Source organism: Legionella norrlandica, from assembly GCF_000770585.1.
Taxonomy (GTDB): Bacteria; Pseudomonadota; Gammaproteobacteria; order Legionellales; family Legionellaceae; genus Legionella; species Legionella norrlandica.
This window is the reverse complement of record NZ_JNCF01000039.1, coordinates 1-26,053: the sequence shown is the minus strand read 5'-3', so window position 1 is coordinate 26,053 and position 26,053 is coordinate 1. Positions and strand designations below refer to the sequence as shown.

Genomic DNA, 26,053 nt, shown 5'->3' with positions numbered 1-26,053 from the left:
TCGCTAAAATAATCGAGTAAGAAAAATGAGTAGCAATCAAAATATTAAAATAAGATTAAAATCCTTTGATCATCGGTTGATTGATCTATCAACTCGAGAAATTGTTGATACAGCAAAGAGGACAGGCGCACAAATCCGTGGGCCAATTCCTTTGCCTATTCGAAAAGAGAAATTTACTGTATTGACTTCGCCGCATGTAAACAAAGATGCGAGAGATCAATATGAATTACGTACTCATAAACGCCTGGTCGTTATTGTTCATCCAACTGAAAAAACTGTAGATGCATTAATGAAATTGGATTTGGCTGCCGGGGTTGATGTTCAGATAAGCCTTGATGATTAATTATTAAGGCAAAGGATATTAAAGAGGTGTTACAATGATGATCGGTTTATTAGGCCGCAAGATCGGTATGACGCGTGTCTTCACACCAGAAGGAGTTTCAGTGCCTGTGTCTGTTGTTGAAGTTCAGCCAAATCGTGTTTCTCAAGTAAAAACTGCAACAAATGATGGCTATTCAGCTGTTCAATTAACTGGTGGAACAAAAAAATCCAGTAAAGTGAATAAATCTATAGCTGGTCATTTTGCTAAAGCACAAATTGATGCAGGTGATATGCAGGTTGAATTTCGCGTGGATTCAGAGGAGGCATTTACACTTGGTCAAACTATATCTGTGGCCGAGGTGTTTACTGCTGGCCAATATGTGGATGTGTCAGGCTTAACCAAAGGTAAAGGTTTTGCAGGAACTGTAAAAAGACATAATTTTAGAACTCAAGATGCATCGCATGGTAATTCAAGATCACATCGAGTTCCAGGTTCTATAGGTCAAAATCAGACTCCAGGTCGTGTCTTTAAAGGCAAAAAAATGGCCGGTCACATGGGTAATGTTCGATGTACTATTCAAAGTCTTGAATTAGTACAAGTAGATTCTGAAAGAAATTTATTACTCATCAAGGGAGCTATTCCTGGAGCCCCTGGTGCAAGAGTAGAAATAAAGCCTGCAGTTAAAAAGCAAGCAAGAGGTGAGTGATGGAAATTACTACAATAGATACAAAATCAAAAGTAAAACTAAACGAAGCTGTTTTTGCTTATGCTTATAACGAGGGCTTGATTCATCAAGCAGTTGTTGCTTTTATGAATAATGCACGAAGCGGTAATAGTGCACAAAAAACGCGTTCAGAAGTAAGTGGAGGTGGAAAAAAGCCATGGAATCAAAAGGGGACGGGGCGCGCAAGAGCAGGTACTATTCGTAGCCCAATATGGAGGAGCGGTGGGGTCACATTTGCTTCTAAAAAAAGAGATTATTCACAAAAGATTAATAAAAAAATGTACAAACGTGCATTACGTAGTATAATCTCCGAACTTTGTCGTACTGACAACTTAGTTATTGTTAGTGACTTCCAATGTGAGAGCCACAAAACTAAAGATTTTCTCAATAAGATGAATCAGTTAAATATTAATAATGCACTGATCATCATGAGTGAAGTAGGTGAGAACGAATATCTTGGTTCAAGAAACCTAATTGAATATGATATCTGTGATGCTACAACTATAGATCCTGTTTCTTTATTACGATTTGAAAAAGTTGTTATTACAGAAGATGCAATTAAAAAAATTGAGGAACAGTTACAATGAACGCTGAGAGATTGATGATGGTTCTACGTGAACCACATACTTCTGAAAAAGCAACTGTCTTAGCCGATAAGTTTAAACAGTTCACTTTCAAAGTACTGAAAAATGCGACTAAAACAGAAATTAAATCGGCTGTAGAGCATATTTTTAATGTTAAAGTTAAAAATGTATCTGTTGTCAATGTGAGGGGTAAATCAAAGCGCTTTAAACAAACTAGTGGAAAGCGCAGTGACTGGAAAAAAGCTTTTGTCACGCTTCACGCTGATCAAGATATTAACTTTACAGTTACTGAATAAGGCAGGTAAAGATGGCATTATTAAAATCCAAACCGACTTCGCCTGGTAAACGAGGTGAAATACGAGTTGTACATCATAAGATACATAAAGGAAAGCCACATGCCTCATTGGTTGAAAAACTAAAGAAGACAGGTGGAAGAAACAATCAGGGTAGAATCACTGTTAGACATATTGGCGGTGGACAACGACAAAAATATCGAATTATTGATTTTAAGCGCAATAAGGACGGAATATTAGGTCGGGTAGAACGGTTGGAATACGACCCCAATAGAACTGCTTTGATTGCTTTAATATCATATCAAGATGGCGAAAAGCGATATATAATTGCTCCTGCTAATTTAGAAGTTGGAGCTACTGTTTTAAGCGGTGCTGATTCACCAATCAGCGTGGGCAATTGCTTACCACTTAAGAATATACCTGTTGGTACAACAATCCACTGTGTAGAAATGAAGCCCGGTAAAGGAGCTCAAATGCTTAGAAGTGCTGGATGCAGTGGACAAATCGTAGCTAAAGAAGGTATTTATGCAACATTAAGACTTAGGTCTGGAGAAATGCGTAAAATACATGTTTTATGTCGCGCGGTAATTGGAGAAGTAAGCAATAGCGAACATAACTTAAGATCTTTAGGTAAAGCTGGTGCAAAAAGATGGAGAGGGATTAGGCCTACTGTTCGAGGCGTTGCTATGAACCCCGTTGACCATCCACATGGTGGTGGTGAAGGGCGAACTTCAGGTGGTCGACATCCAGTTTCTCCTTGGGGTGTACCTACTAAGGGATATAAAACTAGAAGTAATAAGCGAACTGACACCTTTATTGTCAGAAGGCGTAAGAAGAAATAATTAATTAAGAGGATATCAAGTGGCTCGTTCTATTAGAAAAGGTCCATTTATTGACCATCATTTGATCAGCAAAGTAGAAGCTGCGATCGAATCAAAATCTAAGAAACCAATTAAAACGTGGTCTAGACGTTCTACAATCATTCCAGAAATGATTGATTTAACGATAGCGGTTCATAATGGTAAAGATCATGTTCCTGTATTTATAACAGATAATATGGTCGGTCATAAATTAGGTGAGTTTGCCATGACTCGTACGTTCAAGGGCCATTCTGGAGACAGAAAGGCTAAAGGCAAGTAAGAGGATATGATGGAAGTAACAGCTAAGTTAAAAGACGCTCCTTTATCCGCACAAAAGGGTAGATTAGTAGCCGATATGATACGAAATATGAAAGTATCTGGTGCACTTGATGTTCTCAAGTTTACGCCAAAGAAGGGTGCTAAATTAATGCTTAAGTTATTGGAGTCAGCGATTGCAAATGCTGAAAACAATAATGGAGCTGATATTGATGATCTAAAAGTAGGTATGGTATGCGTTGATGAAGCAACAACTTTAAAACGTATTAGTCCCAGAGCTAAGGGTAGAGCAAATAGAATTTGTAAACGTACCTGCCATATTACTATTAAAGTATCTGACGAGGAATAGCAATGGGACAAAAAGTTAACCCAATAGGTATACGCCTTGGAATTATTAAAGATTGGAACTCCAAGTGGTTCGCAGGGAAACGGTATGCTGAATTTTTAATTCAGGATATAAAACTAAGGAATGACTTAAAAAAGAAATTGATGGCAGCTGCAGTCAGTAAAATTCTTATAGAGAGACCTGCGAATAATGCGGTTGTAACTATACTGACAGCAAGACCCGGAGTTATTATTGGTAAAAAAGGTGGGGGCATTGAGACTCTACGCAAAGAAATTTCAGATAATTTAGGTGTCCCAGTTCATTTAAATATAGAGGAAGTAAAAAAACCTGAGTTAGATGCTACTTTGGTTGCTGAAGGAATTGCTCAACAGTTAGAACAAAGAGTAATGTTCCGACGAGCAATGAAAAGAGCCGTAACGTCTGCTCTTAAAGCAGGAGCCAAAGGGATCAAAATTTGTGTAAGTGGAAGATTAGGTGGTGCTGAAATTGCTAGGAGTGAATGGTATAGAGAAGGACGAGTACCATTACATACATTTAGAGCTGACATTGATTATGGTACTGCTGAATCTAAGACTACCTACGGAATTATTGGTGTAAAAGTCTGGATCTTTAAGGGTGAGATTCTCCCGCAAAAGAAAAGATCGACAGAAAGCGCCCAGTGAGTGAGGATTAAGAATTATGTTACAACCAAAGCGTACCAAGTACCGAAAACAAATGAAGGGCCGTAACAGAGGCTTAGCTCTTAGAGGGAGCAAAATTAGTTTTGGTGAATTTGGTTTGAAAGCAATAGAGCGTGGCCGCCTAACTGCTAGACAAATAGAAGCAGCACGTAGAGCTATGACGAGACATATAAAACGTGGCGGTAAAATTTGGATTAGAGTATTTCCTGACAAACCTATTACACAAAAACCACTTGAGGTGAGACAAGGTAAAGGTAAAGGAAGCGTTGAGTATTGGGTTGCACAAATACAACCAGGCAAAGTTTTATTTGAAATGGAGGGGGTTAGTAGAGAGCTTGCTATGGAAGCATTTAATCTTGCTAAAGCAAAACTTCCATTCAAAGTGATGTTTGAAGAACGGACGGTAATGTAATGAAAAAAATAGATGAATTGCGCAATATGTCGATAGAAGAATTGCAAAATGAATTGCTTTCATTACGTAAAGAGCAATTTAATTTACGAATGAAAAAAGCGAGTGGCTCACTAGATAAAACACATCTCATTACTATGGTGCGTAAGTCAGTGGCAAAAGTAAAAACAATCTTGACTGAAAAGGCAGGTAAGTGAAATGTCTACTAATAGTGAATCAAATGCCAGAACAATGATTGGAAAAGTAGTCAGTGACAAAATGGATAAAACTATAGTAGTGATGATTGAGCGAACAGTGAAACATCCTAAATACGGAAAAATTATGAAGCGAAGAACAAAGTTGCACGCGCATGATGAAAATCAAATTTGCCAAATTGGTAATATTGTAAAAATCCGTGAGTCACGACCACTCTCTAAAACGAAAAGTTGGGTATTAGTCGAAGTAATTTCCTAGTAATTATATTGTTAGACTTTTAAAACCCTAAAAGGCCTGATATAATCAGCAACCTTTTTCTGGTCGAAATTAGAGCTGGAGAAAAAAATGATCCAAATGCAGACAGTGCTCGAAGTTGCTGATAATAGCGGAGCACGCAAGGTAATGTGTATTAAAGTTCTTGGTGGATCACACAGACGGTATGCCCGTGTAGGTGATGTAATTAAAGTCAGTGTTAAAGATGCTATACCAAGAAGCAAGGTAAAAAAAGGCGCTGTAATGAGAGCAGTTGTTGTAAGAACCTCACAAGGTGTAAGAAGAGATGATGGTTCTCTGATCCGATTTGATGATAATGCAGCAGTTCTTTTAAATAACCAAAATGAGCCAATAGGCACACGCATATTTGGCCCAGTGACTCGCGAGCTACGAGAGAGATTTATGAAAATAATTTCTTTAGCTGCAGAGGTTTTGTGAGAAGGATTAGATATGAAACGTATTAAATCAGGCGATGAAGTAATAATTATTGCCGGTAAAAGTAAAGGTCATATAGGCAAAGTTTTAAGAGTAGTTGATGAGACTGTAGTTGTAGAAGGTGGAAATCTGATTACAAAGCATGTCAAACCTAATCCGCAAAAGCCTGAACATAAAGGTGGAATTATTAAGCGTGAAGCTCCAATACATGTTTCAAATGTAGCTCACTACAACCCTATTACTAAAAAGGCTGATAAAATAGGTTTTAAATATCTTGAGAATAACGGTATAAGAAAAAAAGTTAGATACTTTAAATCTAACAATGAAATAATTGACCGTGTATAAGTTAGGTGATTGAAATGGCGAGACTTAAAGAATTTTATAGAAAAGATGTCGTCCCTATGATGATGAAACGGTTCAACTATTCAAGTGTAATGGAAGTTCCTAAAATTCTCAAAATAACACTTAATATGGGTGTTGGTGAAGCCGTGGGAGACAAAAAAGTAATGAATCATGCTGTTGAAGACATGACTCTTATCTCCGGCCAAAAACCAGTTGTTACTAAAGCAAGAAAATCTATAGCAGGTTTTAAAATCAGAGAAGGATGGCCAATCGGGTGCAAGGTTACATTAAGAAGAGAGCGAATGTTTGAATTCTTGGATCGATTAATATCTATTACATTGCCTCGAGTAAGGGATTTTCGTGGATTAAATCCAAAATCGTTTGATGGCACTGGCAACTATAGTATGGGAATACATGAGCAAATTGTGTTTCCAGAAATTGATTATGATAAAACAGATGGAATCCGAGGATTAGATATTTGTATCACTACAAGTGCTAAAACCAATGAAGAGGCTAAAGCTTTATTAGAAGCATTTAATCTCCCACTGAAAGATAAAGATAGAAAATAAAAGGGTGAAATTGTGGCTAAAAAATCGATGCTGATGCGAGAGTTAAAGCGTGCAAAACTGGTAAAAAAACATAGAGAACGTAGAAGCGAGTTGAAACGATTAATTAAATCATCTAATGATTTCCAGGTTATAATGGAATGTCAGGCTAAATTAGCAAAGTTACCAGTTAATTCTAATCCTGTTCGTTATGTTACTCGATGCAAGCAATGTGGAAGACCACACGCAGTTTATCGTAAATTTAATCTTTGCAGAATTTGCTTAAGACAACAGCTTATGGTTGGAAATATACCTGGTGGTAGAAAATCAAGCTGGTAACCTATTTAATTGGAGAAAAATTGTGAGTATGCATGATCCAATTGCTGATATGCTAACTAGAATAAGAAATGGGCAACAAGCTAAGCATCAGCAAGTAACATTAGTGTCTTCTAAATTAAAAGAAGAGATAGCAAGGGTTTTGAAGGAAGAAGGGTATATCGATGATTATTTCGTTGATACATTATCGAATGGATTAAAATCTATAACTTTAAAATTAAAATATTATCATGGAAGACCTGTTATAGAATTTATAAGAAGAATTAGTCGACCAGGCTTGAGGGTTTATAAATCCTATAGAGATTTAACTTCAATTCCTGGATTTGGTGTGGCAATTCTTTCTACATCTAAAGGCATAATGACCCATATATCAGCAAAACTAAAAGGTGTTGGTGGCGAAGTCATTTGTGAAGTGGCTTAATACTTGCGAGGAATGATATGTCTAGAGTAGCAAAAGCCCCAGTAGTTCATTCCCCAAATGTTGAGGTAACATTTTCTGGTGGAGTGGTAACAGTAAAAGGGCCAAAGGGAATATTAACTCAAAAAATAAATCGATTGGTTAATATTGAACATAGTAAAGAATCAAATAAGATAATGTTTTCTCCTGCATCTAATGAGCCTACAGCTTGGGCTCAAGCTGGAACAGCTAGAGCCCTGGTGCAAAATATGGTTCATGGTGTAACTGAAGGGTTTACATTACCCTTGGAGTTGATTGGCGTAGGATATAGAGCACAATCTAAAGGTAAATCACTTAGTTTATCGCTTGGATATTCACACTCTATTGAATATGATTTGCCTGAAGGTGTTATTGCTGAGACTCCCAGTAATACATCAATTTTGCTGAAAGGGGCAGATAAACAAAGGCTTGGGCAAGCAGCTTCCGAAATTAGAGCGTTTCGTCCACCTGAACCATATAAAGGAAAAGGTGTTAGGAAGGCTGGAGAGCAAATTGCTCGAAAAGAAGCGAAGAAAAAATAGGGTGTAAACTATGAATAAGCAATGCGCACGAAACAGACGTGGTTTAAAAACTAAAGCTTTGATACGTAAGTCAGGACGGTCAAGGTTAGTTGTTTATAGAAGTGGTATGCATATTTATTCACAAATTGTGAAAGCAGGTCAACAAGGTGATGTTGTACTAGTAGCATCTTCCACCCTTGATAAAGAACTTAAAGGCAACCTATCTGGAAAAAACAAAATTGAACAAGCTAATTTAGTTGGTCAATTATTGGGTAAGCGAGCTAAAGCAGAAGGTATTACTCAGGTTGCATTTGATCGAGCTGGTTATAAATATCATGGCAGAGTGAAAGCACTAGCAGATGGTGCACGCGAAGCCGGATTAGATTTTTAAGGAACGATTATGTCATTCGATGAATTACCCAAGTCAGATGGATACCAAGAAAAATTGGTATCGGTAACTCGTACCGCAAAAGTTGTTAAAGGTGGACGGGTTTTTGGATTTGCAGTTCTAGTGGTTGTAGGTGACGGAAAGGGTAAAGTTGGTTTTGGTAGAGGAAAAGCAAGAGAAGTTCCAATAGCAATTCAAAAAGCAATGGATCAAGCCAAAAAAAATATGGTTTATATTCCTCTTTCAGGTACTACAATATTCCACGAAATTACATGGAACTATGGTGCATCTAAAGTATTTATGAAGCCTGCTAGTGAAGGTACTGGGATTATTGCTGGTGGTGCTATGCGTGCAGTATTGGAAGTTCTAGGTGTACAAAATATTCTAGCGAAAAGTATTGGTTCAACTAATCCTAGTAATATTGTACGAGCAACTATTGGTGCACTAACACACATTGGCACTCCGGACTATGTGGCAGCCAAACGTGGAAAAACAGTAGAAGAAGTGATGGCAGGCTAATTATGGGAAAAAAAATTAAAATTACATTGGTTAAAAGTACAATAGGTAGAAAACCAAAGCACACTGCTATAGTCAAACAACTCGGATTGGGTAAAACTAATTCCAGTGTTGTGCATAATGATACCCCCGCAATCCGTGGACTTGTTAATGCAATTAATTACCTGTTGTCAGTTGAGGAGAGTGCATAATGAATCTAAATTCACTATCACCTGATCCAGGTTCCAGACCATCTAGAAGACGTGTAGGAAGAGGAATTGGGTCTGGCCTAGGAAAAACATGTGGTAAAGGTCATAAAGGTCAAAAATCACGTGCTGGCGGATATCACAAAATTAATTTTGAAGGCGGGCAAATGCCTATTCAAAGGCGCTTGCCGAAAATGGGTTTCAAGTCTAGAGTTGGCCGTACAATTGATCAAATAACATTAGGTGAACTTGCAAAATTAAAAGATGACGTGATTGATTTGAGTGTCTTACGTAAAGCTGGACTTATTAATAACGCAATTAAAGAGGTAAAAGTTATTTTATCAGGTGAGCTAACATCAGCTATTAAACTTAAAGGTTTGAGAGTCACGAAAGGTGCTCGTCTAGCTATTGAAGGTTTAGGTGGCAGTATAGAAGAGTGACTATGAAAAACCAAAAACATAATGCAAGCCAATCACGTGGGGGATTGGCTGAATTGAAATCAAGATTATTATTTGTTGTACTAGGTATTTTAGTGTATAGATTAGGAGCTCATATTCCTGTTCCAGGTTTGGATCCTACTAAATTAGCTAATTTTTTTAGTGAACAACAAAATACAATATTTGGTTTATTTAATATGTTTTCTGGTGGAGCATTGTCGCGGGTGACTGTCTTCGCTATTGGTATAATGCCTTATATTTCTGCGTCAATTATAATCCAATTATTCTCTGCAGTATCTCCAAAATTGGAACAGCTCAAGAAGGAAGGTGAATCTGGTCGCAGGAAAATAAATCAATACACCAGATATTTAACCTTGCTACTATCTATATTTCAATCTATGGGTATGGCAAGGTGGTTAGCTAGCCAGCAAATTGCACTACAACCTGATTTTATATTTTATTTTACAGCGGTTGTTACTTTAGTCACAGGTACCATGTTTCTTATGTGGCTAGGAGAGCAAATTACTGAAAAAGGTGTTGGTAATGGTATTTCATTAATTATTTTTTCGGGAATTGTTTCTAGTATGCCCAATGCGATTGGATCTGTCCTTCAACAAGTTAAAGAAGGCCAGATGCAAGCTCTGACTTTAGTGGTAATTGCTGTAGTGGTAGTGGTTGTTACAGGTTTTGTTGTATTTATGGAGCGAGCTCAAAGGCGAATCCGCGTTAATTATGCACAAAGAACTCAAGGCAGAAAGGTATATGCTGCACAAACAAGCCATTTGCCTTTAAAAATAAATATGTCTGGTGTTATACCACCAATATTTGCGTCTAGTATTATTTTATTGCCAGCAACTTTGGCGCAGTTTTTTTCACAAACTAAGGGCCTAAGCTGGTTATCTGATATTGGAATGGCTTTATCGCCTGGACAACCTTTATATTTGATTGTTTATGCAGTGGCAATATTGTTCTTTGCTTTCTTTTATGCTGCATTGGTTTTTAATCCAAAAGATACAGCAGATAATTTAAAAAAATCAGGAGCGTATATCCCTGGAATTAGACCAGGGGAGCAAACAACAAAATATATAGATTCAGTAATGACTCGCTTAACCCTTGTAGGCGCGCTATATCTGGTTCTAGTTTGTTTGTTGCCACAAATTTTAATGTTTACCTGGCATGTTCCGTTTTATTTTGGTGGAACGTCATTGCTGATTATAGTTGTTGTTATTATGGATTTTGTGGCTCAAGTGCAAGCTCATTTAATGACCCAGCAATATGATTCTTTATTAAAAAAGGCTAATTTTAAAGGTACTAAATTACCTGGTCTACTATGATTTTATTTGGAGTTTGGAATGAAAGTAAGAGCATCAGTGAAGCGAATTTGTCGCAATTGCAAAATAATTAAAAGAAGTGGCACTATACGAGTAATTTGTAAGGATGCCAGACATAAACAAAAGCAAGGTTAATATTAATACATCTGCTTGATTTTATTTTATTAAAATAGTATTCTTCTGTCCCTTTCGACAGAACAAAATAACGTTCGGAGATATTAATGGCTCGTATTGCGGGAGTTAACATACCTGATCACAAACATGTAGTGATCGCTTTAACAGCAATTTATGGTATTGGTAAAACAACATCATTAAAATTATGCAAAACAGTTGATATAGAACCTTCTACAAAAGTTTCTCAACTAACAGATGCTCAACTTGAGGCGCTGAGAACAGAAATTGCAAAAATTACTGTAGAAGGTGATCTTCGTCGTGTAGTTACAATGAATATAAAAAGACTTATGGATTTGGGTTGTTACAGGGGTTTAAGGCATAGAAGAGGATTACCTTTACGAGGGCAGCGTACGAAAACTAATGCTCGTACCAGAAAAGGCCGTAGAAAAGGCACTAGTAGTTGATTTTTCATGTAGGAAAATAGAAGATGGCAATAACAAAGTCAAAGCAGCAAAAAACACGAAAAAAGGTAAAGCGTGTAGTATCTGATGGTATAGTACACGTACATGCCTCTTTTAATAATACTATAGTTACTTTTACTGATAGACAAGGTAATGCTCTGTGCTGGGCGACTTCTGGTGGCTCCGGATTTAGAGGTTCCAGAAAGAGTACTCCCTATGCTGCACAAGTTGCAACTGAACGAGCTGCTGCTGTTGCTAAAGAATTTGGAATGAAATCTGTTGCAGTATTTGTTCATGGTCCTGGTCCTGGTAGAGAGTCCACTATTCGTGAATTAATAACCCAGGATTTCAAAATTGTTGAAATTACTGATGTTACCGGCATACCACATAATGGTTGTAAGCCGCCTAAAAAACGTCGTGTATAAGACTCAGGAGTAATTAATGGCTAGATATCTTGGTCCTAAATGTAAGCTATCACGTCGAGAAGGTTGTGATTTATTACTAAAAAGTGGCGTTCGTGATCATAAGTCCAAATGCAAATCAGAAAAATTGCCTGGACAACATGGTGATAAGAAACCGCGTTTAAATAGCTATGGAATTCAGCTCAGAGAGAAGCAAAAAATCAGAAGATTATATGGAATTCTTGAAAAGCAGTTCCGTAATTATTATAAAAAAGCTGCAAGACAAAAGGGCTCAACAGGTGAAAACCTAATGGCGCTTTTAGAAAGACGTCTTGATAATGTTGTTTACCGTATGGGATTTGCTAGTACACGCGCTGAAGCTAGACAACTTGTTACCCATAAGGCAATACTTATAAATGATAAAGTGGTTAACGTTCCTTCTTACTTGGTTAGTCCAGGGGATGTGATATCAGTTCGACAAAAAGCTAAAGGCCAAGGACGTATCCAGGCTGCATTAGCTTTATCTGAACAAAGAGCACCATGTGAGTGGATTGCTGTTGATACTACCTCTTTTAAAGGTACATTTTCTTCAGCTCCAACGTTAACTGATTTATCTTCAGACTACAACGTAAACCTTGTTGTAGAACTTTACTCTAAGTAAGCTCGGAGAGATAGCTGAATGTATACTGAAATCAATGAAATGTTGACGCCCAAGGTTCTTAAGGTACAAGCTGAATCACCTTATAAAGCTAGAATCGTTCTTGAGCCTTTGGAGCGAGGTTTTGGTCACACCCTCGGCAATGCTTTACGACGAATTTTATTGTCATCCATGCCTGGAAGTGCTATTACTGAAGCCTCAATTGATGGTGTTCTACATGAATACAGCACTATTGAGGGTGTGCAGGAAGATGTTGTTGACTTATTACTTAATCTTAAGTCGGTAGCAATTAAACTAACCGTTGGAAACGAGACTCAAGTTACTATTAGTAAAGAGGGGCCATGCCAAATAACAGCAGGTGATATTCAGCTGACTCATGGTCAGGAAATTATTAACCCAGATCTTGTCATTGCTAATTTAAATGAAAAGGGTAAGTTAAATATGACCCTTAAAGTAGAAAGAGGGATTGGGTTTCATAACACAGATACGTTCATTCGGCATCATGAAGACGAAATTGAAAGAAAAACTGTTGGCAGATTAAAAATTGATAATAGTTTTTCTCCCGTTAAAAAGGTAGCTTATTTTGTTGATAGTGCTCGTGTTGAGAATAGAACAGATTTGGATAAGCTAACTATTGAGTTGGAAACTAATGGAACTATTGATGCAGAGGAAGCAATAAGAATATCAGCTACTATTTTGCAAAGACAGCTTCATGCGTTTGTTGACATGAAGTTTGAAGAATCACGTGTTGACAATAAGGAACGTAATGATTTTGATCCTATTTTATTACGTTCTGTAGATGATTTAGAATTAACCGTCCGATCAGCAAATTGTTTAAAAGCTGAGAATATTCATTACATAGGCGATTTAGTTCAAAGAACTGAAAGTGAATTATTAAAAACTCCTAACCTTGGGAAAAAATCATTAACCGAAATTAAGGATGTTTTAGCGTCACGTTCATTATCGCTTGGAATGAAACTTGAAAATTGGCCGCCAGCTAACCTTGGCGAGTAATATTTAGGAGTCTTTGTTATGCGTCACCGAAATTCGGCCGTAGTTTTAGCCGTACAAGTAGCCATCGTAAGGCCATGTTTTCTAACATGTGTTGTTCTTTGATTGAGCATGAATTGATTAAGACAACTTTGCCTAAGGCAAAAGATTTACGTCGATATATCGAGCCATTAATTACAGTTAGTAAAACTGATTCAGTAGCATCACGTCGACATGCATTTGATATTCTACGTTCTAAATCCGCAGTCGGTAAATTGTTTACTGATTTAGGTCCTCGTTTTGCAAAGCGTCCAGGTGGCTATATTCGCATTATCAAATGTGGTTATAGAGACGGCGATAATGCACCTATGGCAATAGTTGAATTGTTGGACCGACCTGTTGTTAGTGATTCTGATGAATAATTAATATATTCTTATAAAAAACCCGCAGTATGCGGGTTTTTTAATTTTATAACCACCCAAAATCTATAACGTAAATTTTGGCGGAATGCCGTTAATTGAGTCTAGTTATTTATGCAAATGAATCTCAAATAAGGCATTCTAATGATAAATTCAATGACAGTCATTTGTTCTAATCAATTAAAATGGGATATCATCATCCAGTTCGTCAAATGCATCCTGTGCAGCTTGTGTGGGTGAGTGTTTTGCTGAACTTGACTGAGAATTAGCTGATGTTTGAATTTGTGGTATGTCTTCATAACCTGTCACACTACTACCTTTGCTATCCAGCATTTGAATATCTGATGCTATGATTTCGGTTGTATATCTATCTTGACCTTGTTGATCCTGCCATTTTCTAGTCCTTAAGCTTCCTTCAACATAAAGTTTAGAACCTTTACGAATGTATTCACCAGCTATCTCACCTAAGCGATTAAAGCAGACAACGCGGTGCCACTCAGTTCTATCTTGCTTCTCACCAGTAGTTTTGTCTTTCCATGTTTCACTGGTAGCAACGGAAAGTGTGGTAACGGCATTTCCGTTAGGGAGATAGCGAATATCGGGATCTGATCCAACGTTACCAACTAATATGACTTTATTTATTCCTCTTGCCATCTAAACGGTCTCCTGTATGCGAAAGTTAGTTGGATATTATACCTAATTTAAAAGTTATTTCGTAGCAGCTTTAATAAGAAGATAGAGTAAATGCAAGTTATGTTTATATGAGCATTAGGAATGTGAAAGCCATTTCTGAAGAAATAGCCCTAATTAATGGATAATTTTTTCAGCACTTCCAGTAATGTATTGTTCATTATCTACTCGAATGTAGAAGACATGTTCGTCTTCTGAGCAGGCAACTTCCTGCACTCCTTTAAGATCAAGAAGTTTTTTAATAATTAAATTGGGTTGTTGTTTCGTTGGTGAATAACTCAAAATTAAAGTAGAAAAATAAACATGAGGTGTCATTCCAAGAGAAATTATGAACCATATAGAAGCTACGATCATATTTATAAGAAAAATTGCTTGGTGGCTATGCCATTGATATAAAATTCCAGCTAATGCACCACCAAAAAAAATCCCTAAAAATTGACTGGTAGAATAGATACCCATTGCCGTCCCTTTATTTTTAGGATTAGCTTGTTTTGATACTAAAGAAGGTAATGTTGCTTCTAATATATTAAAAGAAATAAAGTAGATAAACATAAGGAAGCACAAATAATACCAGTTTTGAGAAGTGGATACTAACAAGCCCTGGGCTAGGACAACAAGTAAGATGGATATAATAAATACAGATTTTAAACGCTTTTTTCTTTCAGAAATAATTATAAAAGGCACCATTAATGCAAATGATAGTAACATTAATGGCAAATAAAAATGCCATTGCTGATTTAAATGCCCTTGTTCAATATGGTATTTTAAGAGCATCGGCATAGCATAAAAAGTAGCTGTAAGAATATAATGTTGGCAAAAAATTCCCAAATTGAGGCGTTGTAAATGAAAATCGCAAATTACTGCTTTAATTAAAGAGACGCTGGCCTCGCTATCAGTATGGAATTGCTCTTTTAATGGATCAGGAATAACCAGATAAAGAAGTACAATTCCTAATGCAGCTAATAAGGTTGTAAGATAGAAAACTCCTGACAATCCTTGGTAATGGGTTAGAGCGGGTCCTATGATCATAGCTAGACTAAAAGAGGTCCCGATTGTTATGCCGATTACAGCCATTGCTTTTGTGCGTTGCTCATCTGGAGTTAAGTCTGCTAAAAGAGCAATCAATACACTTCCTATCGCCCCGGTACCTTGTAGAGTTCTGGCAAATATCATTCCGTAAATTGAATTGGTGATCGCTCCAAACAGGCTTCCAACTGCGAATAGAGCTAATCCAATCGCGATCATTGGCTTTCTACCTATTTTGTCTGATAAAACACCAAATGGAATTTGAAGTAATCCCTGTGCTAATCCATAACTTCCCAAGGCAAGCCCAATTAATGCAGGTGTGGATCCAATAAGATGCCCAGCATAGAGAGTAAAGACAGGTATAAGTAAAAACAATCCCAAAAGGCGAAAGGAAAATATCGCTGCAATAGGTATAACAGTTTTATTCCAGGAGTATTTCATTCATCACAAATTTAAAATATATGGTGTGCAGATGGTACAAAGTTAGAGAGGTAGAAACAAGATAAAATATATTAATATTGACAGCACAACAGATTATAGGTAGTTTGATGCCATTTTATACATGAGATTATCGCATGAGGTCATTAAAATTTTCAGGAAAAGTGGCATTGATAACAGGTGGGGCTCGTGGAATAGGTAAAGCAACTGCATTAAAATTAGCTCATGCCGGTTGTGATGTCGCCATTGTTTATTATAATAGTTCGGATGAAGCGAATAGCTTGGTTAGCGAAATAAATGATTTAGGCAGAAAAGCCATTGCGATACAAGCAAATGTCGCTGATCATCTATCTGTCAAGGAAATGTTTGCTCAATTTAGGGAACACTTTGATCATTTAAATTTTTTGGTAAGTAATGCTGCGAGTGGCGTGCTTAAACCGGCCTTAAAAATGTCGACTAAACATTGGCGGTGGTGTTTGGAAACTAATGCCTTGGCATTAAATCATTTGGTTGCTGAAGGACTATCGTTGATGCCCAAAAGCAGTAGAGTGATTGCATTATCTAGTCTTGGTGCATCAAGAGCTATTCCTAATTATGCCTTTATCGGGGCATCTAAAGCAGCATTGGAGGCTTTAGTGCGCTCACTAAGCCTTGAATTAGCCAGTTATGGCATTACTGTCAATACCGTGTCGGCTGGAGTAGTGGATACCGATGCTTTGAAACATTTTCCTAACAGAGAACAATTATTAGATGAGTACCAGGCTCATGCTTTGGCAGATAGGCCATTAACACCTGAAGATGTAGCGAATGCTATTTACTTACTTTGCTTGCCGGAAGCCGCCATGATTAACGCTCATACCTTATATGTTGATGCTGGTTATAGTCAGGTTGGTTAGTAGGTGATTAAAGTAATTTTTGTGATATAATTTTATGCTTTATGAGCTTGGTAGTTCTGAGGATAAAATATGAATGTAGCTGAAGTTTACCCTAAAGTCAGGGAAATTATTGCTGATGTATTGGTAGTTGATGAAGAAGAAATTTCTTTAAGCAGCAGTTTAATTGAGGATTTGGGTGCAGAATCCATTGATTTCTTGGATTTGGTTTTTCAATTAGAAAAAGAATTTAAAATTAAAATCCCAAGAGGTCAACTAGAAAAAAATGCACGTGGTGATTTAGCTGAAGATGAATTTGAAAAGGGCGGTGTTTTAACAGCCTCAGGTTTAGACGCTTTGAAAAATTATTTAAGTGAAGTACCTGCAGCACGATTTAAATCTAGTATGAAAGTTAATGAAATCCCTATGCTATTCACAGTTGAAACCTTCTGCAAGCTAGTGGTTTCAGCGATAGATCAACAGCAAACAGCGGAAGTTATAGCCTAATGAGGTTTTTATTTGTTGATCGCATTGTGCAATTATCTCCTGGTGAATGGGTTAAGGGGATAAAGCATGTTACACAAGACGATACTTATCTGACATGCGACGAACAGGGTAGGTCTTGTTTCATACCTTCTTTGATTGGTGAAACATTAGGGCAGTTAGCAGCATGGAATGTGATGCAGCATAATGAATTTACTTTAAGACCTGTAGCTGGAGTAGTAGCAAGTGCACGGCTATACCGTCCTGCTTATGTTGGCGAAACCTTGCTACTCGAGTCTTACATCGATTCGCTTGACGAAAAAGCAGTGCAATATCATAGCACAGCTCGGGTAGATAATGAGCTTGTTTTTACTATCGAAGGGGCCCTAGGCCTTTATTGCCCATGGCTGATTTTATTAGTTCAGATGAGATTAAGCGACAGTTTGCAGAAATTTATCGCCCCGGAGATTGGTCTTCTATTTCCGCTTACGGTCTGGATTTTCTAAATGAAGAGATTTCTTCTAATGGCAAGCCAGTTAATTTCTCTATGCAATTTGATAGGATTCTTGCGTGCGAGTGTGGCGTAAGCTTGGTTGCTGAAAAAAGAATAACACGTGCGGCTCCTTATTTTCCTGACCATTTTCCTTATAAGCCTGTTTTGCCACTGACAGTACTTTTAGAGTGTAAATTGAACCTGGCAAAGGAATTTATTGCTAGGGCAAAGTATGATAAAGCATATCAGGTTAGTGAATTACGTAAAATTAAAATGAGCGGGTTTGTCCAACCTGGAGACATTATTGTTTGCCATGCCAAAGTAAAGCAACAAACCGAAAAAGAATTGATATTGACATATAAATCTGAGGTTGATGGCAAGAGGGTTTGTGTTGTCGACATAGTGCTTATCCCAAAAGGTAACTGAGATTATGAAGCGACGAGTAGCAATTACAGGTTTAGGGGCTGTGTCACCCTTAGGAAATGATGTACCTACTACCTGGAAAAATTTAATTGCTGGGTATTCTGGAATAGATATAATTAAACAATTTGATGCCAGTGCTTTTCCTACGTATATTGCATCTGAAGTGAAGAATTTTTCACCAGGCGTTTCTTTGTCCGGTAAGCATACTCGGTTTGTGATGCCATTTACACATTTTGCACTTGAAGCAGCGCGCCAAGCTTTTGAAGATGCAGCCATACTACCCACTGAACAGACCTCTTCACGTTGGGGTGTCGTAACCGGCAGTGGAATGATGACAGCTGAGTTCGAATATTTGCAGCGCTTTCAGCAAACTTGTGCAGTAGATGGGGACATTGATTGGGGAAAGCTGCATGCTCAAGCTAGGGATTTTTATAAACTAGCTGATTTTGGCAAAACCACTTCAAATTCTGGCTTGTCTTTATTGATTCAGCAATATGGGATTACAGGCTATTCCTCATCAGTTCATACGGCCTGTGCTTCAGGTGGCCAGGCACTAGGTTGGCAATGCAAGTTATTCGTCGAGGTGATGCTGATTTTATGCTGGCAGGTGGATTTGATTCTATGATCAACCCTTTGGTCTATCGAGTTTTTGTCTTTTGGGTGCTTTATCAACTTATAATGATACTCCCCAGACAGCAAGTCGTCCTTTTGATGCAACACGAAATGGTTTCGTTTTAGGCGAAGGGGCTGCTTTTTTGATTCTTGAAGAATGGGGTAAAGCAAAGGCAAGAGGGGCAAAAATTTATGCCGAATTAGCTGGGGAAGGGAATTCTTTAAGCTCTTATCGGATTACAGATTCTCACCCCAATGGCGATGGCGCTATCCAAGCTATTGAGAGAGCGCTTCTGGATGCAGGAGTTCGGTCGCGGGATGTCGATTATATTAATGCACATGGTACCTCAACTAAAATGAACGACTTAAGCGAGACAAACGCCATCAAATTTGTCTTCGGGGATAGAGCTCTTAATTTACCTGTCAGTTCTACCAAGAGTCAAACTGGACATTTAATTGCTGCAGCTGGTGCACTAGAGGCTGTGTTGTCTGTGAAATCAATAGAACAAGGACTAATCCCTAAAACAGCAAATCTATCGACGCCTGATCCTGAATGTGATTTAGATTACGTCATTGAGGGGGCCCGAGAAAAATCTTTAGGAGTAGTATTGTCTAATTCTTTTGGTTTTGGTGGCTCCAATAGCTGCTTGTTATTTAAGCATCCGGAATTTGAAGGGGCGAGTAAATGAGCCAAGCTAATAAAGTATTTATTACCGGTCGCGGTGCTTTAACTGCTTGTGGGGCAACTGCTGATGAAACGTGGAATGCTGTTATTGAGGGACGATCCGGAATTAATGAAATTAATTATTGGGATTTATCGCAGTGGCCGCATCGACTAGGTGGGGAAATAAAAAATTTTCAACCAGCTAAAATGTTGCCCGATAAAAAACTAATAAAAGTGATTTCTCGCCAAGATGTCATGGGAATCAATGCTGCAGTGCAGGCAGTAGAGCATAGCAAAATGATCGCTTACAGGGATACTCTTGCAAATATGGAGTTGTTTAACGAGCAAACAGGGGTTTATGTTGGCTCCCCTGGGAATAAATATTTTCAACAATATGATTTTATACCATTACTTTCTAAAACCCAGGGAAATATGCAGGAGTTTGCAAAGCAATTGTTTGATGAAGTGCATCCCATGTGGTTATTAAGGATTTTACCTAATAATGTTCTCGCATACACTGGTATCACTTACGGTTTTAAAGGACCAAATCATAATGTCACGAACCATGCTGTAGGTGGTACACAAGCGATTTTAGAAGCATATCATGCGATACGTAGCGGGCAGGCAGAGCGTGCAGTGGTTGTAGCCTATGATATAGGTACAGAACCTCAAGCATTATTTTATTATGAAAAATTAGGAGTAGTGAGTAATCGCCACTTAAAACCCTTCGATAAGGAACACGACGGTACTATTCTTGCTGAAGGCGCAGCCGCGTTGGTATTGGAAAGCGAAGCTAGTGTTAAGGCACGTGCTGCTACTTGTTATGGTGAAATAGTTGGTGGGTTATCTGCCAGTGAAGCGGCTGGGTTATTTTCTATAGAGGAGGATGGCCAACATTTGGCAGCCTTAATGGAATACTCATTGGCAAAATCAGGAGTAAATTCGGAGGAAATTGGATTGGTAGTCACCCATGGAAATGGGAATAGCAAATCTGATGATAGCGAAGCTCAAGCTATTAAGTCTGTATTTAATCAATATAAGGTTCCAGCGACTGCATTCAAGTGGTCTATGGGACATACTCTATGTGCTTCAGGTATTTTGGATGCGGTATTGACTACTTATGCCCTTGAGACCCACTGTGCCCCAGGCATCGCCAATCTTCAACAAATTGCGCCAGGGTGTGAAGGACTATCGGTTAATCGGGAGCATCAGCCTATAGAATCTAACTCTTGTGCTATGATGATCAATAGGGGGTTTGCTAGCATGAATGCCTGTTTGGTGATAAAACCTTGTGAATAGATTAGCTCAACAAATAGAAGCATTACCAATTACTTTGGCTGGTCGATTTATTTATCGTTTCCTACCCTATAGGCGCCAGTTAATCTTTTCAAATATTAATCAAGTGTATAATAATCAGCTTAGTGAATCTCAAAAAAAGCATTTGATGAAATCATATTATTCACATCTGGCTACGTCTCTAAAAGAAGCCCTGCAATTAAGGTTTATAAATGAAAGAAAATTACGCGATAGAGTTGAAGTCATTGGTCATGAAAAAATGCTACAAGTTGTTGCTCAAAAAAAAGGAGTTTTAGTTGTTACTGGACATTTGGGGAATTGGGAATTCGCACCTTTGGTGGTGTATTAAATTTCAAGGAGTTTAAAGGGCAATTTCACTTCATCAGGCGTACTTTGCGATTTAAGTTCATCGAGCGAATTTTATTCAAAAATTACTATAAGGCTGGTCTCAATGTTATTCCCAAAAAAAACTCACTTGATCAAGTTTGTGTTGCCTTAGAAAAAAATCATGCCGTGATATTTGTGCTCGATCAGCATGCTTCGTTAGTGAATAGGGACGGGATAGCGGTAGAGTTTTTTGGAAAAAAAGCAGGTACCTACAGAAGCCTTGCCACAATCTCTCGTCATACGGGTATTCCTGTAATACCAGCAGCAAGTTATAGATTACCAAGTGGTAAACATGTTTTGGAATTCCATGAGCCAATCCCTTGGAAAGATTATGAAACAACACAAGAGTCCCTATATCGCAATACATTGGCCTATAATCAGGCTTTGGAAAGAATTATTTTAAAACATCCCGAGCAGTGGAATTGGATGCATAAACGGTGGAAGCTTTCTTAATTAGTTAAATTGAGTATATCTTGGGTTGTGGCAAATAAAGTCTATCTACAATAGATAGGTTGTCTGCATCCTCCTTATCACCAAATGAGGTAGATGTACTTATAGAGATCCAATCAAGTTGGAGGGGATTGAACGGAGTGTGCGAAAATGGCAGTCTTGTTCTTGTTTGACAGGACTACAGAAAGTAGTCCTGTTGTCAGACAAATTTAGCATCTGTCTGTTTCGCAATTGCAATTCATTAGCATTGACAATGAATGCTCTCATCTTATTGAGCGGCTATGGTGCATTGGCACACTCCACCCTGCTGACCTCCATTCTGAATTGGATTGATTGCGCGCAAAACCATTTGACAACTGCCAACTCGACGATAATTCGGATCTGTAACTATAAATCCTGGGCAATTGTGAATTACTCGCTGCCCTTGAATGCTAATCGTACCTTTACCATTTGAAGTATAGGTGCAACGAGTATTGTCTTGGTTATGTGAAGATAGGCGATAACCACCAATGGAAGGACAGCTTGCTGAAAATGCTGTACTACTTAATAATGCAATGGCTGCTCCCACAATAAACACCTTATTGAAACAACTCATGTTGCTCTCCTTGTGAAATAAAAATTAATTGGACCTCACTGTTGATTATAGGTGAATAAAATCGATATAGGGTGATTTTCTTTATAGCTAATTTTTGCATAACCAGTATGAGGCGCAACGTTTCGAGGAGCGGAGTTTACATGAAGCAAATGAGCACTGGAGAAATGCTTGCAACTAAGCAACAATACAAAAGATGCAGGTTATATGCAAGAGCTCTAATGAGCTGACCTGGTACCATTGTTTGCGCCCAAGGGCTTTTAAGCTAAAAAATAATTTAATATGCAGCTTTGAGGGGAAGATCATTTTTTCTTTCTTTCGTCTCTTAATCGCTTTAGAACAGTAAATAACTTATCGATTTGTTCTTCATTGTTAAAAAGCAAAACCCATTTTTCTTCTTCCATTCGAATCACTTTATAACTAAGTTCCATTGTAAAGCTATGGATTTGTAATTGCATGATTCCTTCTGTAGGGATGTCAATTTGTTTTTTAATTATTAATGCACCTTTTGACGAAATTTCGACTACTTCAAGCGAAGTATCATATAAACTGGCTTTAATTTCGCCGTGATTTTTTATTCGAAAATATTGCCGTCTTTCATCCATTATTTAACCAGAATTTTAATTTATTTTTTTTATTGTAGGTGTATTGCTCATATTAGGTCAATATAGAGTGTTTCCCTATCAGGCTTTTAAATTTTACTGCAGCGAACCGGCTGCAGGCAGCCGGAAAGGGGAGTTAAGCTGAAACTCTTGGGGAAGTTGGTGAAGCAGTGGTATTGCGCTTGGGATAGAAAGATGGTATTAAGTTGTTGGTAAAAAAACCACCCCAAGTGCCTAATGTATTCTTTAAATTGGTGGCAAACTCAGTTGCGGTGCCTAAAAGGGTTGTCGCTGTCGCTTTATTATATGACGCTGATTCACTATTAGAAGGATTTTGCTCAGGAAGGATGTCATTAAACTCATCACTAATAGAATGAAAATGAGAGGAGTCTTCATTAAACTCCTTAAGCAAGGATTCCACCCCAATTGGACAGCCATTAATTAATTGCATTTCCAATAAGCGAAAACGATTGGCAATTAAAAATTGTTGGTTTTTTATAAGCCAAGAATCTAGTATTGGGTCATTCTGGCTTTCCAGTAAAAGCTCATGAAATAAGTGATGTAACTTAGTACGTATCTTAAATTCATTTGGGGGATTTGTCTGTAATGAAAATACATTTAATGCTTCTATCAATTCGTTTAGTTTTTGTTGATTGTGGTCGGATTTTATAGTTTTAAGTAGAGCAGAAAGATTGATTTCAGGTTTATTAGCTGTAAGGTATTTCCTTTGCTGAAGAAGCGGTTCTTCATTAACATCTTCTTTTTCAAGACTATCAAATGCTACTACAAAAGTGGGGGGCTTTGGTAAAAAAAATCCTGTCCAACCATAGTACCAGCATCGCTTCAATCGCTTAATCCATTGGGCAAAAAATCCTTCTGTATTGCTAAAGCTTAATTCGAGCTTAGCTTCTTCTCGGGTTTTTGTTGCGATATTAATAATGTCTTGGTGCTTATTGGGATTTAACTTTTTTAGAGCCAGATCACATAAATCAATAATTTTAATATAGCTATTTTCTCCTTTTTGTTTACTGAAATGTTTAATTACTCTTTTAACGTCATAGACACACAAAGAGTAGCTGATTTGTTCATCGAATAACTCAGGATAATTTAACAAAGCCTTAAAGAGTGTTTCCCTAACAGATATTGATATGTCACTAAGAGACATGAGCACAACTAAATGATAGATCGAACGCCGATGAGTCTCTGTACCTCCTTCTTGAACGTAATAACTTAAATAATCATTAATTATTTTATAAAGTTGTTTCTCCTCCCCTTTAAAATGCATTAAAAAATAATCAAAAGATTTTACTGTCCGCCTATTTTTTATTAATTTGCTTATCAAAGGATGCTCAGGGATATCATTTTCTGGCACTTCAATAGAAGTTTCACCAATTTTGATGCCGCAGAGTAGACTACTTAAAAAGCTCTGTTCTTTTGACTTGTGCGGAAGTGGGGGAGATAATTGAAGCAGTTGAGTCATGCTTGTAATATTAATTTGAAGGTCATTATAAAACAAACTGATATCACCAGATTGTGCTGAGATCCTTAAGTAGTAATTAGTTAGATAAGCAATTTTATTATTTAGATCCTTAAATTCTTCAAGATTATTTAAAGAAATAAGAAGCTGCAATGCGTGAGCGGAAAAGTGGCGATTATTGCTCAATAATTTATCAACTAATAAGTTTATGTAGGTAACATAATTTTCATTATGATGGCCATAAAAATAGCGTTGAATAGAAAAAATCAATCGTTTTTCTTCATTTTGATTTAATAATAAAGGGTGTGTTGGGTTAAATAATTCAAGGTGCTCAAGCATATTAGTAATGATGGTTTCCTTTTTTGAAGCATCCATCTTGCCAAGTTCCTCAACAACATGAACATCTACTAATTTCATTAAATGGGCTAAGATAAAATGAGCATTAGGTTTAGAGGCATAGTGATTTAACCAATAAGCAATCATATTAGGTTTCGGGTATTTGAGTAGTATTTTTTCGACTTGCTTGTCTGATAAATGGTGAAAATGAGGGATAGAACAAAGTAGAGTTGCTAATGCTTCGGGCTGTAGAAGCTCTATATGATCTAAAGTCAAACAATTTTGATTTAATTGATGTACTAATGCATTAAGGCGAGAAGGTGTGTGTGTTTCATTTTTTGCTAATTGAACTAAAAATGACTCTCCTTTTAAGCTGTCCAAATAATCTTTTTGGCTTAATAGATAAATAATTAATAATGATTTGACTTGTGTATCCTGCACTGATGCCATCAGCTCAAGTATCTGTTGATAGGTGAATTGGTTGATAGTAAGAGTATTTATAAAATCATATTGAGTTTCTTTGTTTTTATTGATACTGGCTAAATAATCTTTGTTTAAGATGGCTATTTTTAATAAATCAAAATTTAAAAGTTCATTTTTTCTCATAGAATTCTCCAGCCAGCTCCATGAGCTGAGTTTTATAATGTCAGGTAAAAATGGTTTTATTTTTTTGTGCCACCAAAAGGCAATGATCACAAAACAACCACTTGATCCTCCTTGACATAAGGCTGTGAATGTTTACAACCGGATTTTCACTCTAGTGGATTGATTCAGAATAACTGTTTGAAGAAAAAATTCAATAGCTGTTTTAATTTTGTGAATTTTGTTATGAAAGTAATATTCCTTCATAAACAAAGGCAGCAGGGCCGGTTAGTACAATAGAATTATTGCAATCGGGCCAATCGATAGTTAAATTTCCCCCTGATAAATGAACAGTGACTTTCCTGGAAAGATTATAAAATAAGCGGCCAATTGCTGCTGCAGCAACAGCTCCACTGCCGCAAGCAATAGTCTCACCACAGCCTCTTTCATAGACGCGTAAATTAATTTCTTCAGAATTAATGACTTGCATAAATCCTACGTTAGTTTGTTCTGGAAATTGTTGGTGAAGACTAATCTGCTGCCCTACACTATCTATTGGAATTGTTTTTATGTCATTTACTAATAAAACGGCATGAGGATTACCTACATTTATGGCATGAAGACTAACTGCATCGCCATTATCTAGCTTGAGCGAATATTGTTCTGATTGCGTGTCGGTAAGTAGAGGGATATCACGAGGGGCAAGTTTTGGCACCCCCATGTTGACGCTAACGCTATTATCCTCATTAATGATTAAATCCATGAGAGTAGTTTTTGTTGCTACAGTTAATTTATTTTTTATTGATAAACCATAGTACTTAGCAAAAAGCGCTATGCATCGTGCTCCATTACCGCATTGTCCTACTTCTTGTCCATTCGCGTTAAAAATTCGATAATTGAAATCAATTCCTTCCTGTTGGCTAGCTTCTATCAATAAGCATTGATCGAAGCCAATCCCAGTGTGACGATTGGCGAGCATTTTAATCTGCTCAGGGTTTAATCGAATAGCCTGGTTGATTCCATCAATTACAATGAAGTCATTGCCTAATCCATGCATTTTGGTAAATTTTATTTCCATTTTTATCCTTTCTTTAACTTATTGATGTTTGTTTTTTCTTATCTTCATCAGGCAAATATAAAGGACCTTTTTGCC

38 protein-coding genes and 3 pseudogenes are annotated in these 26,053 nt (G+C 37.4%); 35 read left to right on the top strand and 6 right to left on the bottom strand.

Translation table 11 applies throughout. The features are described from left to right. Positions 1–25 precede the first annotated feature (25 nt). The 28 genes from rpsJ to rplQ all read left to right on the top strand — a co-directional run bounded on the left by rpsJ (position 26) and on the right by rplQ (position 13,480). On the top strand, positions 26–343 hold the full coding sequence (rpsJ, locus tag OK13_RS09750; RefSeq protein ID WP_010946077.1) for a 30S ribosomal protein S10: 318 nt from the start codon (positions 26–28) through the stop codon (positions 341–343). Positions 344–377: 34 nt separating this feature from the next. Further along, positions 378–1,028 carry a 50S ribosomal protein L3 gene (rplC, locus tag OK13_RS09745; RefSeq protein ID WP_052117649.1) on the top strand — a complete coding sequence of 217 codons (651 nt, stop codon included), beginning with the start codon at positions 378–380 and terminating at the stop codon, positions 1,026–1,028. Further along, positions 1,028–1,633: a 50S ribosomal protein L4 gene (gene rplD / locus OK13_RS09740; protein ID WP_035890559.1), complete on the top strand. Its 606-nt coding sequence runs from the start codon at positions 1,028–1,030 to the stop codon at positions 1,631–1,633. The genes rplC and rplD overlap by 1 nt, the downstream gene beginning before the upstream one ends. Continuing rightward, positions 1,630–1,926, top strand: a complete 297-nt coding sequence (gene rplW / locus OK13_RS09735; protein WP_035890557.1) for a 50S ribosomal protein L23 — start codon at positions 1,630–1,632, stop codon at positions 1,924–1,926. The genes rplD and rplW overlap by 4 nt, the downstream gene beginning before the upstream one ends. An 11-nt stretch (positions 1,927–1,937) precedes the next feature. Then, the gene (gene rplB / locus OK13_RS09730; RefSeq protein ID WP_035890556.1) at positions 1,938–2,765 is read left to right on the top strand and encodes a 50S ribosomal protein L2; all 828 of its coding nucleotides are present in this window, start codon (positions 1,938–1,940) and stop codon (positions 2,763–2,765) included. Between the two features lie 19 nt (positions 2,766–2,784). Beyond that, positions 2,785–3,063 carry a 30S ribosomal protein S19 gene (rpsS, locus tag OK13_RS09725; RefSeq protein ID WP_035890555.1) on the top strand — a complete coding sequence of 93 codons (279 nt, stop codon included), beginning with the start codon at positions 2,785–2,787 and terminating at the stop codon, positions 3,061–3,063. Between the two features lie 9 nt (positions 3,064–3,072). Next, positions 3,073–3,408 (top strand): 50S ribosomal protein L22, encoded by a 336-nt coding sequence (rplV, locus tag OK13_RS09720; protein WP_035890564.1) that lies wholly within the window; start codon positions 3,073–3,075, stop codon positions 3,406–3,408. Positions 3,409–3,410: 2 nt separating this feature from the next. Further along, positions 3,411–4,067, top strand: a complete 657-nt coding sequence (gene rpsC, locus OK13_RS09715; RefSeq protein WP_010946084.1) for a 30S ribosomal protein S3 — start codon at positions 3,411–3,413, stop codon at positions 4,065–4,067. Positions 4,068–4,083: 16 nt separating this feature from the next. After that, positions 4,084–4,497, top strand: a complete 414-nt coding sequence (rplP, locus tag OK13_RS09710) for a 50S ribosomal protein L16 (protein WP_035890553.1) — start codon at positions 4,084–4,086, stop codon at positions 4,495–4,497. Beyond that, positions 4,497–4,691, top strand: a complete 195-nt coding sequence (rpmC, locus tag OK13_RS09705) for a 50S ribosomal protein L29 (protein WP_035890552.1) — start codon at positions 4,497–4,499, stop codon at positions 4,689–4,691. Before rplP ends, rpmC begins: the two co-directional genes overlap by 1 nt. 1 nt (position 4,692) lies before the next feature. Further along, a complete protein-coding gene (gene rpsQ, locus OK13_RS09700; RefSeq protein WP_035890551.1) occupies positions 4,693–4,947 on the top strand; it encodes a 30S ribosomal protein S17 in 255 nt (84 codons plus the stop codon). A gap of 87 nt (positions 4,948–5,034) precedes the next feature. Next, complete coding sequence (gene rplN, locus OK13_RS09695) at positions 5,035–5,400, top strand: 50S ribosomal protein L14 (RefSeq protein ID WP_035890549.1); 366 nt, start codon at positions 5,035–5,037, stop codon at positions 5,398–5,400. A 12-nt stretch (positions 5,401–5,412) separates the two neighbouring features. After that, the gene (gene rplX, locus OK13_RS09690; protein WP_035890547.1) at positions 5,413–5,742 is read left to right on the top strand and encodes a 50S ribosomal protein L24; all 330 of its coding nucleotides are present in this window, start codon (positions 5,413–5,415) and stop codon (positions 5,740–5,742) included. Between the two features lie 14 nt (positions 5,743–5,756). Beyond that, entirely contained in the window at positions 5,757–6,308 is a 552-nt protein-coding gene (gene rplE / locus OK13_RS09685) for a 50S ribosomal protein L5 (protein WP_035890546.1), read from the top strand. A 12-nt stretch (positions 6,309–6,320) separates the two neighbouring features. Beyond that, positions 6,321–6,623, top strand: a complete 303-nt coding sequence (rpsN, locus tag OK13_RS09680) for a 30S ribosomal protein S14 (RefSeq protein ID WP_035890545.1) — start codon at positions 6,321–6,323, stop codon at positions 6,621–6,623. 28 nt (positions 6,624–6,651) lie between these two features. Next, positions 6,652–7,041: a 30S ribosomal protein S8 gene (rpsH, locus tag OK13_RS09675; protein WP_206538899.1), complete on the top strand. Its 390-nt coding sequence runs from the start codon at positions 6,652–6,654 to the stop codon at positions 7,039–7,041. 17 nt (positions 7,042–7,058) lie between these two features. Then, positions 7,059–7,598: a 50S ribosomal protein L6 gene (gene rplF / locus OK13_RS09670; protein WP_035890542.1), complete on the top strand. Its 540-nt coding sequence runs from the start codon at positions 7,059–7,061 to the stop codon at positions 7,596–7,598. Positions 7,599–7,608: 10 nt separating this feature from the next. Continuing rightward, complete coding sequence (rplR, locus tag OK13_RS09665; RefSeq protein WP_035890541.1) at positions 7,609–7,968, top strand: 50S ribosomal protein L18; 360 nt, start codon at positions 7,609–7,611, stop codon at positions 7,966–7,968. A gap of 9 nt (positions 7,969–7,977) precedes the next feature. Next, a complete protein-coding gene (gene rpsE / locus OK13_RS09660) occupies positions 7,978–8,484 on the top strand; it encodes a 30S ribosomal protein S5 (RefSeq protein WP_010946095.1) in 507 nt (168 codons plus the stop codon). A gap of 2 nt (positions 8,485–8,486) precedes the next feature. Next, positions 8,487–8,672, top strand: coding sequence for a 50S ribosomal protein L30 (rpmD, locus tag OK13_RS09655; RefSeq protein ID WP_035890539.1), 186 nt, complete (start codon positions 8,487–8,489; stop codon positions 8,670–8,672). Next, complete coding sequence (gene rplO, locus OK13_RS09650) at positions 8,672–9,106, top strand: 50S ribosomal protein L15 (protein ID WP_035890537.1); 435 nt, start codon at positions 8,672–8,674, stop codon at positions 9,104–9,106. Before rpmD ends, rplO begins: the two co-directional genes overlap by 1 nt. Positions 9,107–9,108: 2 nt before the next feature. Further along, positions 9,109–10,437 (top strand): preprotein translocase subunit SecY, encoded by a 1,329-nt coding sequence (secY, locus tag OK13_RS09645; RefSeq protein ID WP_035890536.1) that lies wholly within the window; start codon positions 9,109–9,111, stop codon positions 10,435–10,437. An 18-nt stretch (positions 10,438–10,455) separates the two neighbouring features. Beyond that, on the top strand, positions 10,456–10,569 hold the full coding sequence (rpmJ, locus tag OK13_RS14205; RefSeq protein WP_010946099.1) for a 50S ribosomal protein L36: 114 nt from the start codon (positions 10,456–10,458) through the stop codon (positions 10,567–10,569). Positions 10,570–10,655: 86 nt separating this feature from the next. Continuing rightward, positions 10,656–11,012, top strand: a complete 357-nt coding sequence (rpsM, locus tag OK13_RS09640) for a 30S ribosomal protein S13 (RefSeq protein WP_035890535.1) — start codon at positions 10,656–10,658, stop codon at positions 11,010–11,012. 23 nt (positions 11,013–11,035) lie between these two features. Beyond that, positions 11,036–11,434, top strand: a complete 399-nt coding sequence (gene rpsK / locus OK13_RS09635; protein WP_035890534.1) for a 30S ribosomal protein S11 — start codon at positions 11,036–11,038, stop codon at positions 11,432–11,434. Positions 11,435–11,450: 16 nt separating this feature from the next. Next, complete coding sequence (rpsD, locus tag OK13_RS09630; protein WP_035890533.1) at positions 11,451–12,071, top strand: 30S ribosomal protein S4; 621 nt, start codon at positions 11,451–11,453, stop codon at positions 12,069–12,071. An 18-nt stretch (positions 12,072–12,089) separates the two neighbouring features. After that, on the top strand, positions 12,090–13,082 hold the full coding sequence (locus OK13_RS09625) for a DNA-directed RNA polymerase subunit alpha (RefSeq protein WP_035890532.1): 993 nt from the start codon (positions 12,090–12,092) through the stop codon (positions 13,080–13,082). Between the two features lie 74 nt (positions 13,083–13,156). Further along, positions 13,157–13,480, top strand: coding sequence for a 50S ribosomal protein L17 (rplQ, locus tag OK13_RS09620; RefSeq protein WP_152571654.1), 324 nt, complete (start codon positions 13,157–13,159; stop codon positions 13,478–13,480). 177 nt (positions 13,481–13,657) lie between these two features. Here rplQ and ssb read toward each other — a convergent pair whose 3' ends face one another. After that, entirely contained in the window at positions 13,658–14,131 is a 474-nt protein-coding gene (ssb, locus tag OK13_RS09615) for a single-stranded DNA-binding protein (RefSeq protein WP_035890529.1), read from the bottom strand. Between the two features lie 153 nt (positions 14,132–14,284). Then, positions 14,285–15,634, bottom strand: coding sequence for an MFS transporter (locus OK13_RS09610; protein WP_035890527.1), 1,350 nt, complete (start codon positions 15,632–15,634; stop codon positions 14,285–14,287). Positions 15,635–15,768: 134 nt separating this feature from the next. On the opposite strand from OK13_RS09610, the gene fabL reads away from it, so the two are divergent. From fabL to OK13_RS09580, 7 genes and pseudogenes are all read left to right on the top strand, one after another. Continuing rightward, the gene (fabL, locus tag OK13_RS09605; RefSeq protein WP_035890525.1) at positions 15,769–16,527 is read left to right on the top strand and encodes an enoyl-[acyl-carrier-protein] reductase FabL; all 759 of its coding nucleotides are present in this window, start codon (positions 15,769–15,771) and stop codon (positions 16,525–16,527) included. A 69-nt stretch (positions 16,528–16,596) separates the two neighbouring features. Further along, the gene (locus OK13_RS09600; RefSeq protein ID WP_035890524.1) at positions 16,597–17,010 is read left to right on the top strand and encodes an acyl carrier protein; all 414 of its coding nucleotides are present in this window, start codon (positions 16,597–16,599) and stop codon (positions 17,008–17,010) included. Continuing rightward, positions 17,010–17,905: pseudogene (locus OK13_RS09595) on the top strand (3-hydroxyacyl-ACP dehydratase FabZ family protein). Before OK13_RS09600 ends, OK13_RS09595 begins: the two are co-directional and overlap by 1 nt. Positions 17,906–17,909: 4 nt before the next feature. Beyond that, a pseudogene (locus OK13_RS15370) lies at positions 17,910–18,612 on the top strand (beta-ketoacyl-[acyl-carrier-protein] synthase family protein); the annotation flags it as partial. 45 nt (positions 18,613–18,657) lie between these two features. After that, entirely contained in the window at positions 18,658–19,203 is a 546-nt protein-coding gene (locus tag OK13_RS15365; protein WP_241480502.1) for a beta-ketoacyl-[acyl-carrier-protein] synthase family protein, read from the top strand. Further along, positions 19,200–20,477 (top strand): beta-ketoacyl-[acyl-carrier-protein] synthase family protein, encoded by a 1,278-nt coding sequence (locus OK13_RS09585; protein WP_035890522.1) that lies wholly within the window; start codon positions 19,200–19,202, stop codon positions 20,475–20,477. The genes OK13_RS15365 and OK13_RS09585 overlap by 4 nt, the downstream gene beginning before the upstream one ends. Next, positions 20,470–21,314 (top strand): annotated as a pseudogene (locus OK13_RS09580) (lysophospholipid acyltransferase family protein). The gene OK13_RS09585 and the pseudogene OK13_RS09580 overlap by 8 nt, the downstream one beginning before the upstream one ends. A 265-nt stretch (positions 21,315–21,579) precedes the next feature. Here OK13_RS09580 and OK13_RS09575 read toward each other — a convergent pair. From OK13_RS09575 to dapF, 4 genes are all read right to left on the bottom strand, one after another. Then, positions 21,580–21,906: a hypothetical protein gene (locus OK13_RS09575; RefSeq protein WP_035890520.1), complete on the bottom strand. Its 327-nt coding sequence runs from the start codon at positions 21,904–21,906 to the stop codon at positions 21,580–21,582. 299 nt (positions 21,907–22,205) lie between these two features. After that, positions 22,206–22,508, bottom strand: coding sequence for a PilZ domain-containing protein (locus OK13_RS09570; protein ID WP_035890519.1), 303 nt, complete (start codon positions 22,506–22,508; stop codon positions 22,206–22,208). Between the two features lie 133 nt (positions 22,509–22,641). Continuing rightward, positions 22,642–24,924 carry a type IV secretion protein Dot gene (locus tag OK13_RS09565; RefSeq protein WP_277619293.1) on the bottom strand — a complete coding sequence of 761 codons (2,283 nt, stop codon included), beginning with the start codon at positions 24,922–24,924 and terminating at the stop codon, positions 22,642–22,644. A gap of 220 nt (positions 24,925–25,144) precedes the next feature. Continuing rightward, positions 25,145–25,978, bottom strand: a complete 834-nt coding sequence (dapF, locus tag OK13_RS09560) for a diaminopimelate epimerase (protein ID WP_035890518.1) — start codon at positions 25,976–25,978, stop codon at positions 25,145–25,147. Positions 25,979–26,053 lie beyond the last annotated feature (75 nt).

Excerpts from the sequence above, each read along its gene's own strand:
- rpsJ (WP_010946077.1), top strand. The coding sequence starts at position 26 with ATGAGTAGCAATCAAAATATTAAAATAAGATTAAAATCCTTTGATCAT.
- rplC (WP_052117649.1), top strand. The coding sequence starts at position 378 with ATGATGATCGGTTTATTAGGCCGCAAGATCGGTATGACGCGTGTCTTC.
- rplD (WP_035890559.1), top strand. The coding sequence starts at position 1,028 with ATGGAAATTACTACAATAGATACAAAATCAAAAGTAAAACTAAACGAA.
- rplW (WP_035890557.1), top strand. The coding sequence starts at position 1,630 with ATGAACGCTGAGAGATTGATGATGGTTCTACGTGAACCACATACTTCT.
- rplB (WP_035890556.1), top strand. The coding sequence starts at position 1,938 with ATGGCATTATTAAAATCCAAACCGACTTCGCCTGGTAAACGAGGTGAA.
- rplV (WP_035890564.1), top strand. The coding sequence starts at position 3,073 with ATGGAAGTAACAGCTAAGTTAAAAGACGCTCCTTTATCCGCACAAAAG.
- rpsC (WP_010946084.1), top strand. The coding sequence starts at position 3,411 with ATGGGACAAAAAGTTAACCCAATAGGTATACGCCTTGGAATTATTAAA.
- rplP (WP_035890553.1), top strand. The coding sequence starts at position 4,084 with ATGTTACAACCAAAGCGTACCAAGTACCGAAAACAAATGAAGGGCCGT.
- rpmC (WP_035890552.1), top strand. The coding sequence starts at position 4,497 with ATGAAAAAAATAGATGAATTGCGCAATATGTCGATAGAAGAATTGCAA.
- rpsQ (WP_035890551.1), top strand. The coding sequence starts at position 4,693 with ATGTCTACTAATAGTGAATCAAATGCCAGAACAATGATTGGAAAAGTA.
- rplN (WP_035890549.1), top strand. The coding sequence starts at position 5,035 with ATGATCCAAATGCAGACAGTGCTCGAAGTTGCTGATAATAGCGGAGCA.
- rplX (WP_035890547.1), top strand. The coding sequence starts at position 5,413 with ATGAAACGTATTAAATCAGGCGATGAAGTAATAATTATTGCCGGTAAA.
- rplE (WP_035890546.1), top strand. The coding sequence starts at position 5,757 with ATGGCGAGACTTAAAGAATTTTATAGAAAAGATGTCGTCCCTATGATG.
- rpsH (WP_206538899.1), top strand. The coding sequence starts at position 6,652 with ATGCATGATCCAATTGCTGATATGCTAACTAGAATAAGAAATGGGCAA.
- rplF (WP_035890542.1), top strand. The coding sequence starts at position 7,059 with ATGTCTAGAGTAGCAAAAGCCCCAGTAGTTCATTCCCCAAATGTTGAG.
- rplR (WP_035890541.1), top strand. The coding sequence starts at position 7,609 with ATGAATAAGCAATGCGCACGAAACAGACGTGGTTTAAAAACTAAAGCT.
- rpsE (WP_010946095.1), top strand. The coding sequence starts at position 7,978 with ATGTCATTCGATGAATTACCCAAGTCAGATGGATACCAAGAAAAATTG.
- rpmD (WP_035890539.1), top strand. The coding sequence starts at position 8,487 with ATGGGAAAAAAAATTAAAATTACATTGGTTAAAAGTACAATAGGTAGA.
- rplO (WP_035890537.1), top strand. The coding sequence starts at position 8,672 with ATGAATCTAAATTCACTATCACCTGATCCAGGTTCCAGACCATCTAGA.
- secY (WP_035890536.1), top strand. The coding sequence starts at position 9,109 with ATGAAAAACCAAAAACATAATGCAAGCCAATCACGTGGGGGATTGGCT.
- rpmJ (WP_010946099.1), top strand. The coding sequence starts at position 10,456 with ATGAAAGTAAGAGCATCAGTGAAGCGAATTTGTCGCAATTGCAAAATA.
- rpsM (WP_035890535.1), top strand. The coding sequence starts at position 10,656 with ATGGCTCGTATTGCGGGAGTTAACATACCTGATCACAAACATGTAGTG.
- rpsK (WP_035890534.1), top strand. The coding sequence starts at position 11,036 with ATGGCAATAACAAAGTCAAAGCAGCAAAAAACACGAAAAAAGGTAAAG.
- rpsD (WP_035890533.1), top strand. The coding sequence starts at position 11,451 with ATGGCTAGATATCTTGGTCCTAAATGTAAGCTATCACGTCGAGAAGGT.
- OK13_RS09625 (WP_035890532.1), top strand. The coding sequence starts at position 12,090 with ATGTATACTGAAATCAATGAAATGTTGACGCCCAAGGTTCTTAAGGTA.
- rplQ (WP_152571654.1), top strand. The coding sequence starts at position 13,157 with ATGTTTTCTAACATGTGTTGTTCTTTGATTGAGCATGAATTGATTAAG.
- ssb (WP_035890529.1), bottom strand. The coding sequence starts at position 14,131 with ATGGCAAGAGGAATAAATAAAGTCATATTAGTTGGTAACGTTGGATCA.
- OK13_RS09610 (WP_035890527.1), bottom strand. The coding sequence starts at position 15,634 with ATGAAATACTCCTGGAATAAAACTGTTATACCTATTGCAGCGATATTT.
- fabL (WP_035890525.1), top strand. The coding sequence starts at position 15,769 with ATGAGGTCATTAAAATTTTCAGGAAAAGTGGCATTGATAACAGGTGGG.
- OK13_RS09600 (WP_035890524.1), top strand. The coding sequence starts at position 16,597 with ATGAATGTAGCTGAAGTTTACCCTAAAGTCAGGGAAATTATTGCTGAT.
- OK13_RS09585 (WP_035890522.1), top strand. The coding sequence starts at position 19,200 with ATGAGCCAAGCTAATAAAGTATTTATTACCGGTCGCGGTGCTTTAACT.
- OK13_RS09575 (WP_035890520.1), bottom strand. The coding sequence starts at position 21,906 with ATGAGTTGTTTCAATAAGGTGTTTATTGTGGGAGCAGCCATTGCATTA.
- OK13_RS09570 (WP_035890519.1), bottom strand. The coding sequence starts at position 22,508 with ATGGATGAAAGACGGCAATATTTTCGAATAAAAAATCACGGCGAAATT.
- OK13_RS09565 (WP_277619293.1), bottom strand. The coding sequence starts at position 24,924 with ATGAGAAAAAATGAACTTTTAAATTTTGATTTATTAAAAATAGCCATC.
- dapF (WP_035890518.1), bottom strand. The coding sequence starts at position 25,978 with ATGGAAATAAAATTTACCAAAATGCATGGATTAGGCAATGACTTCATT.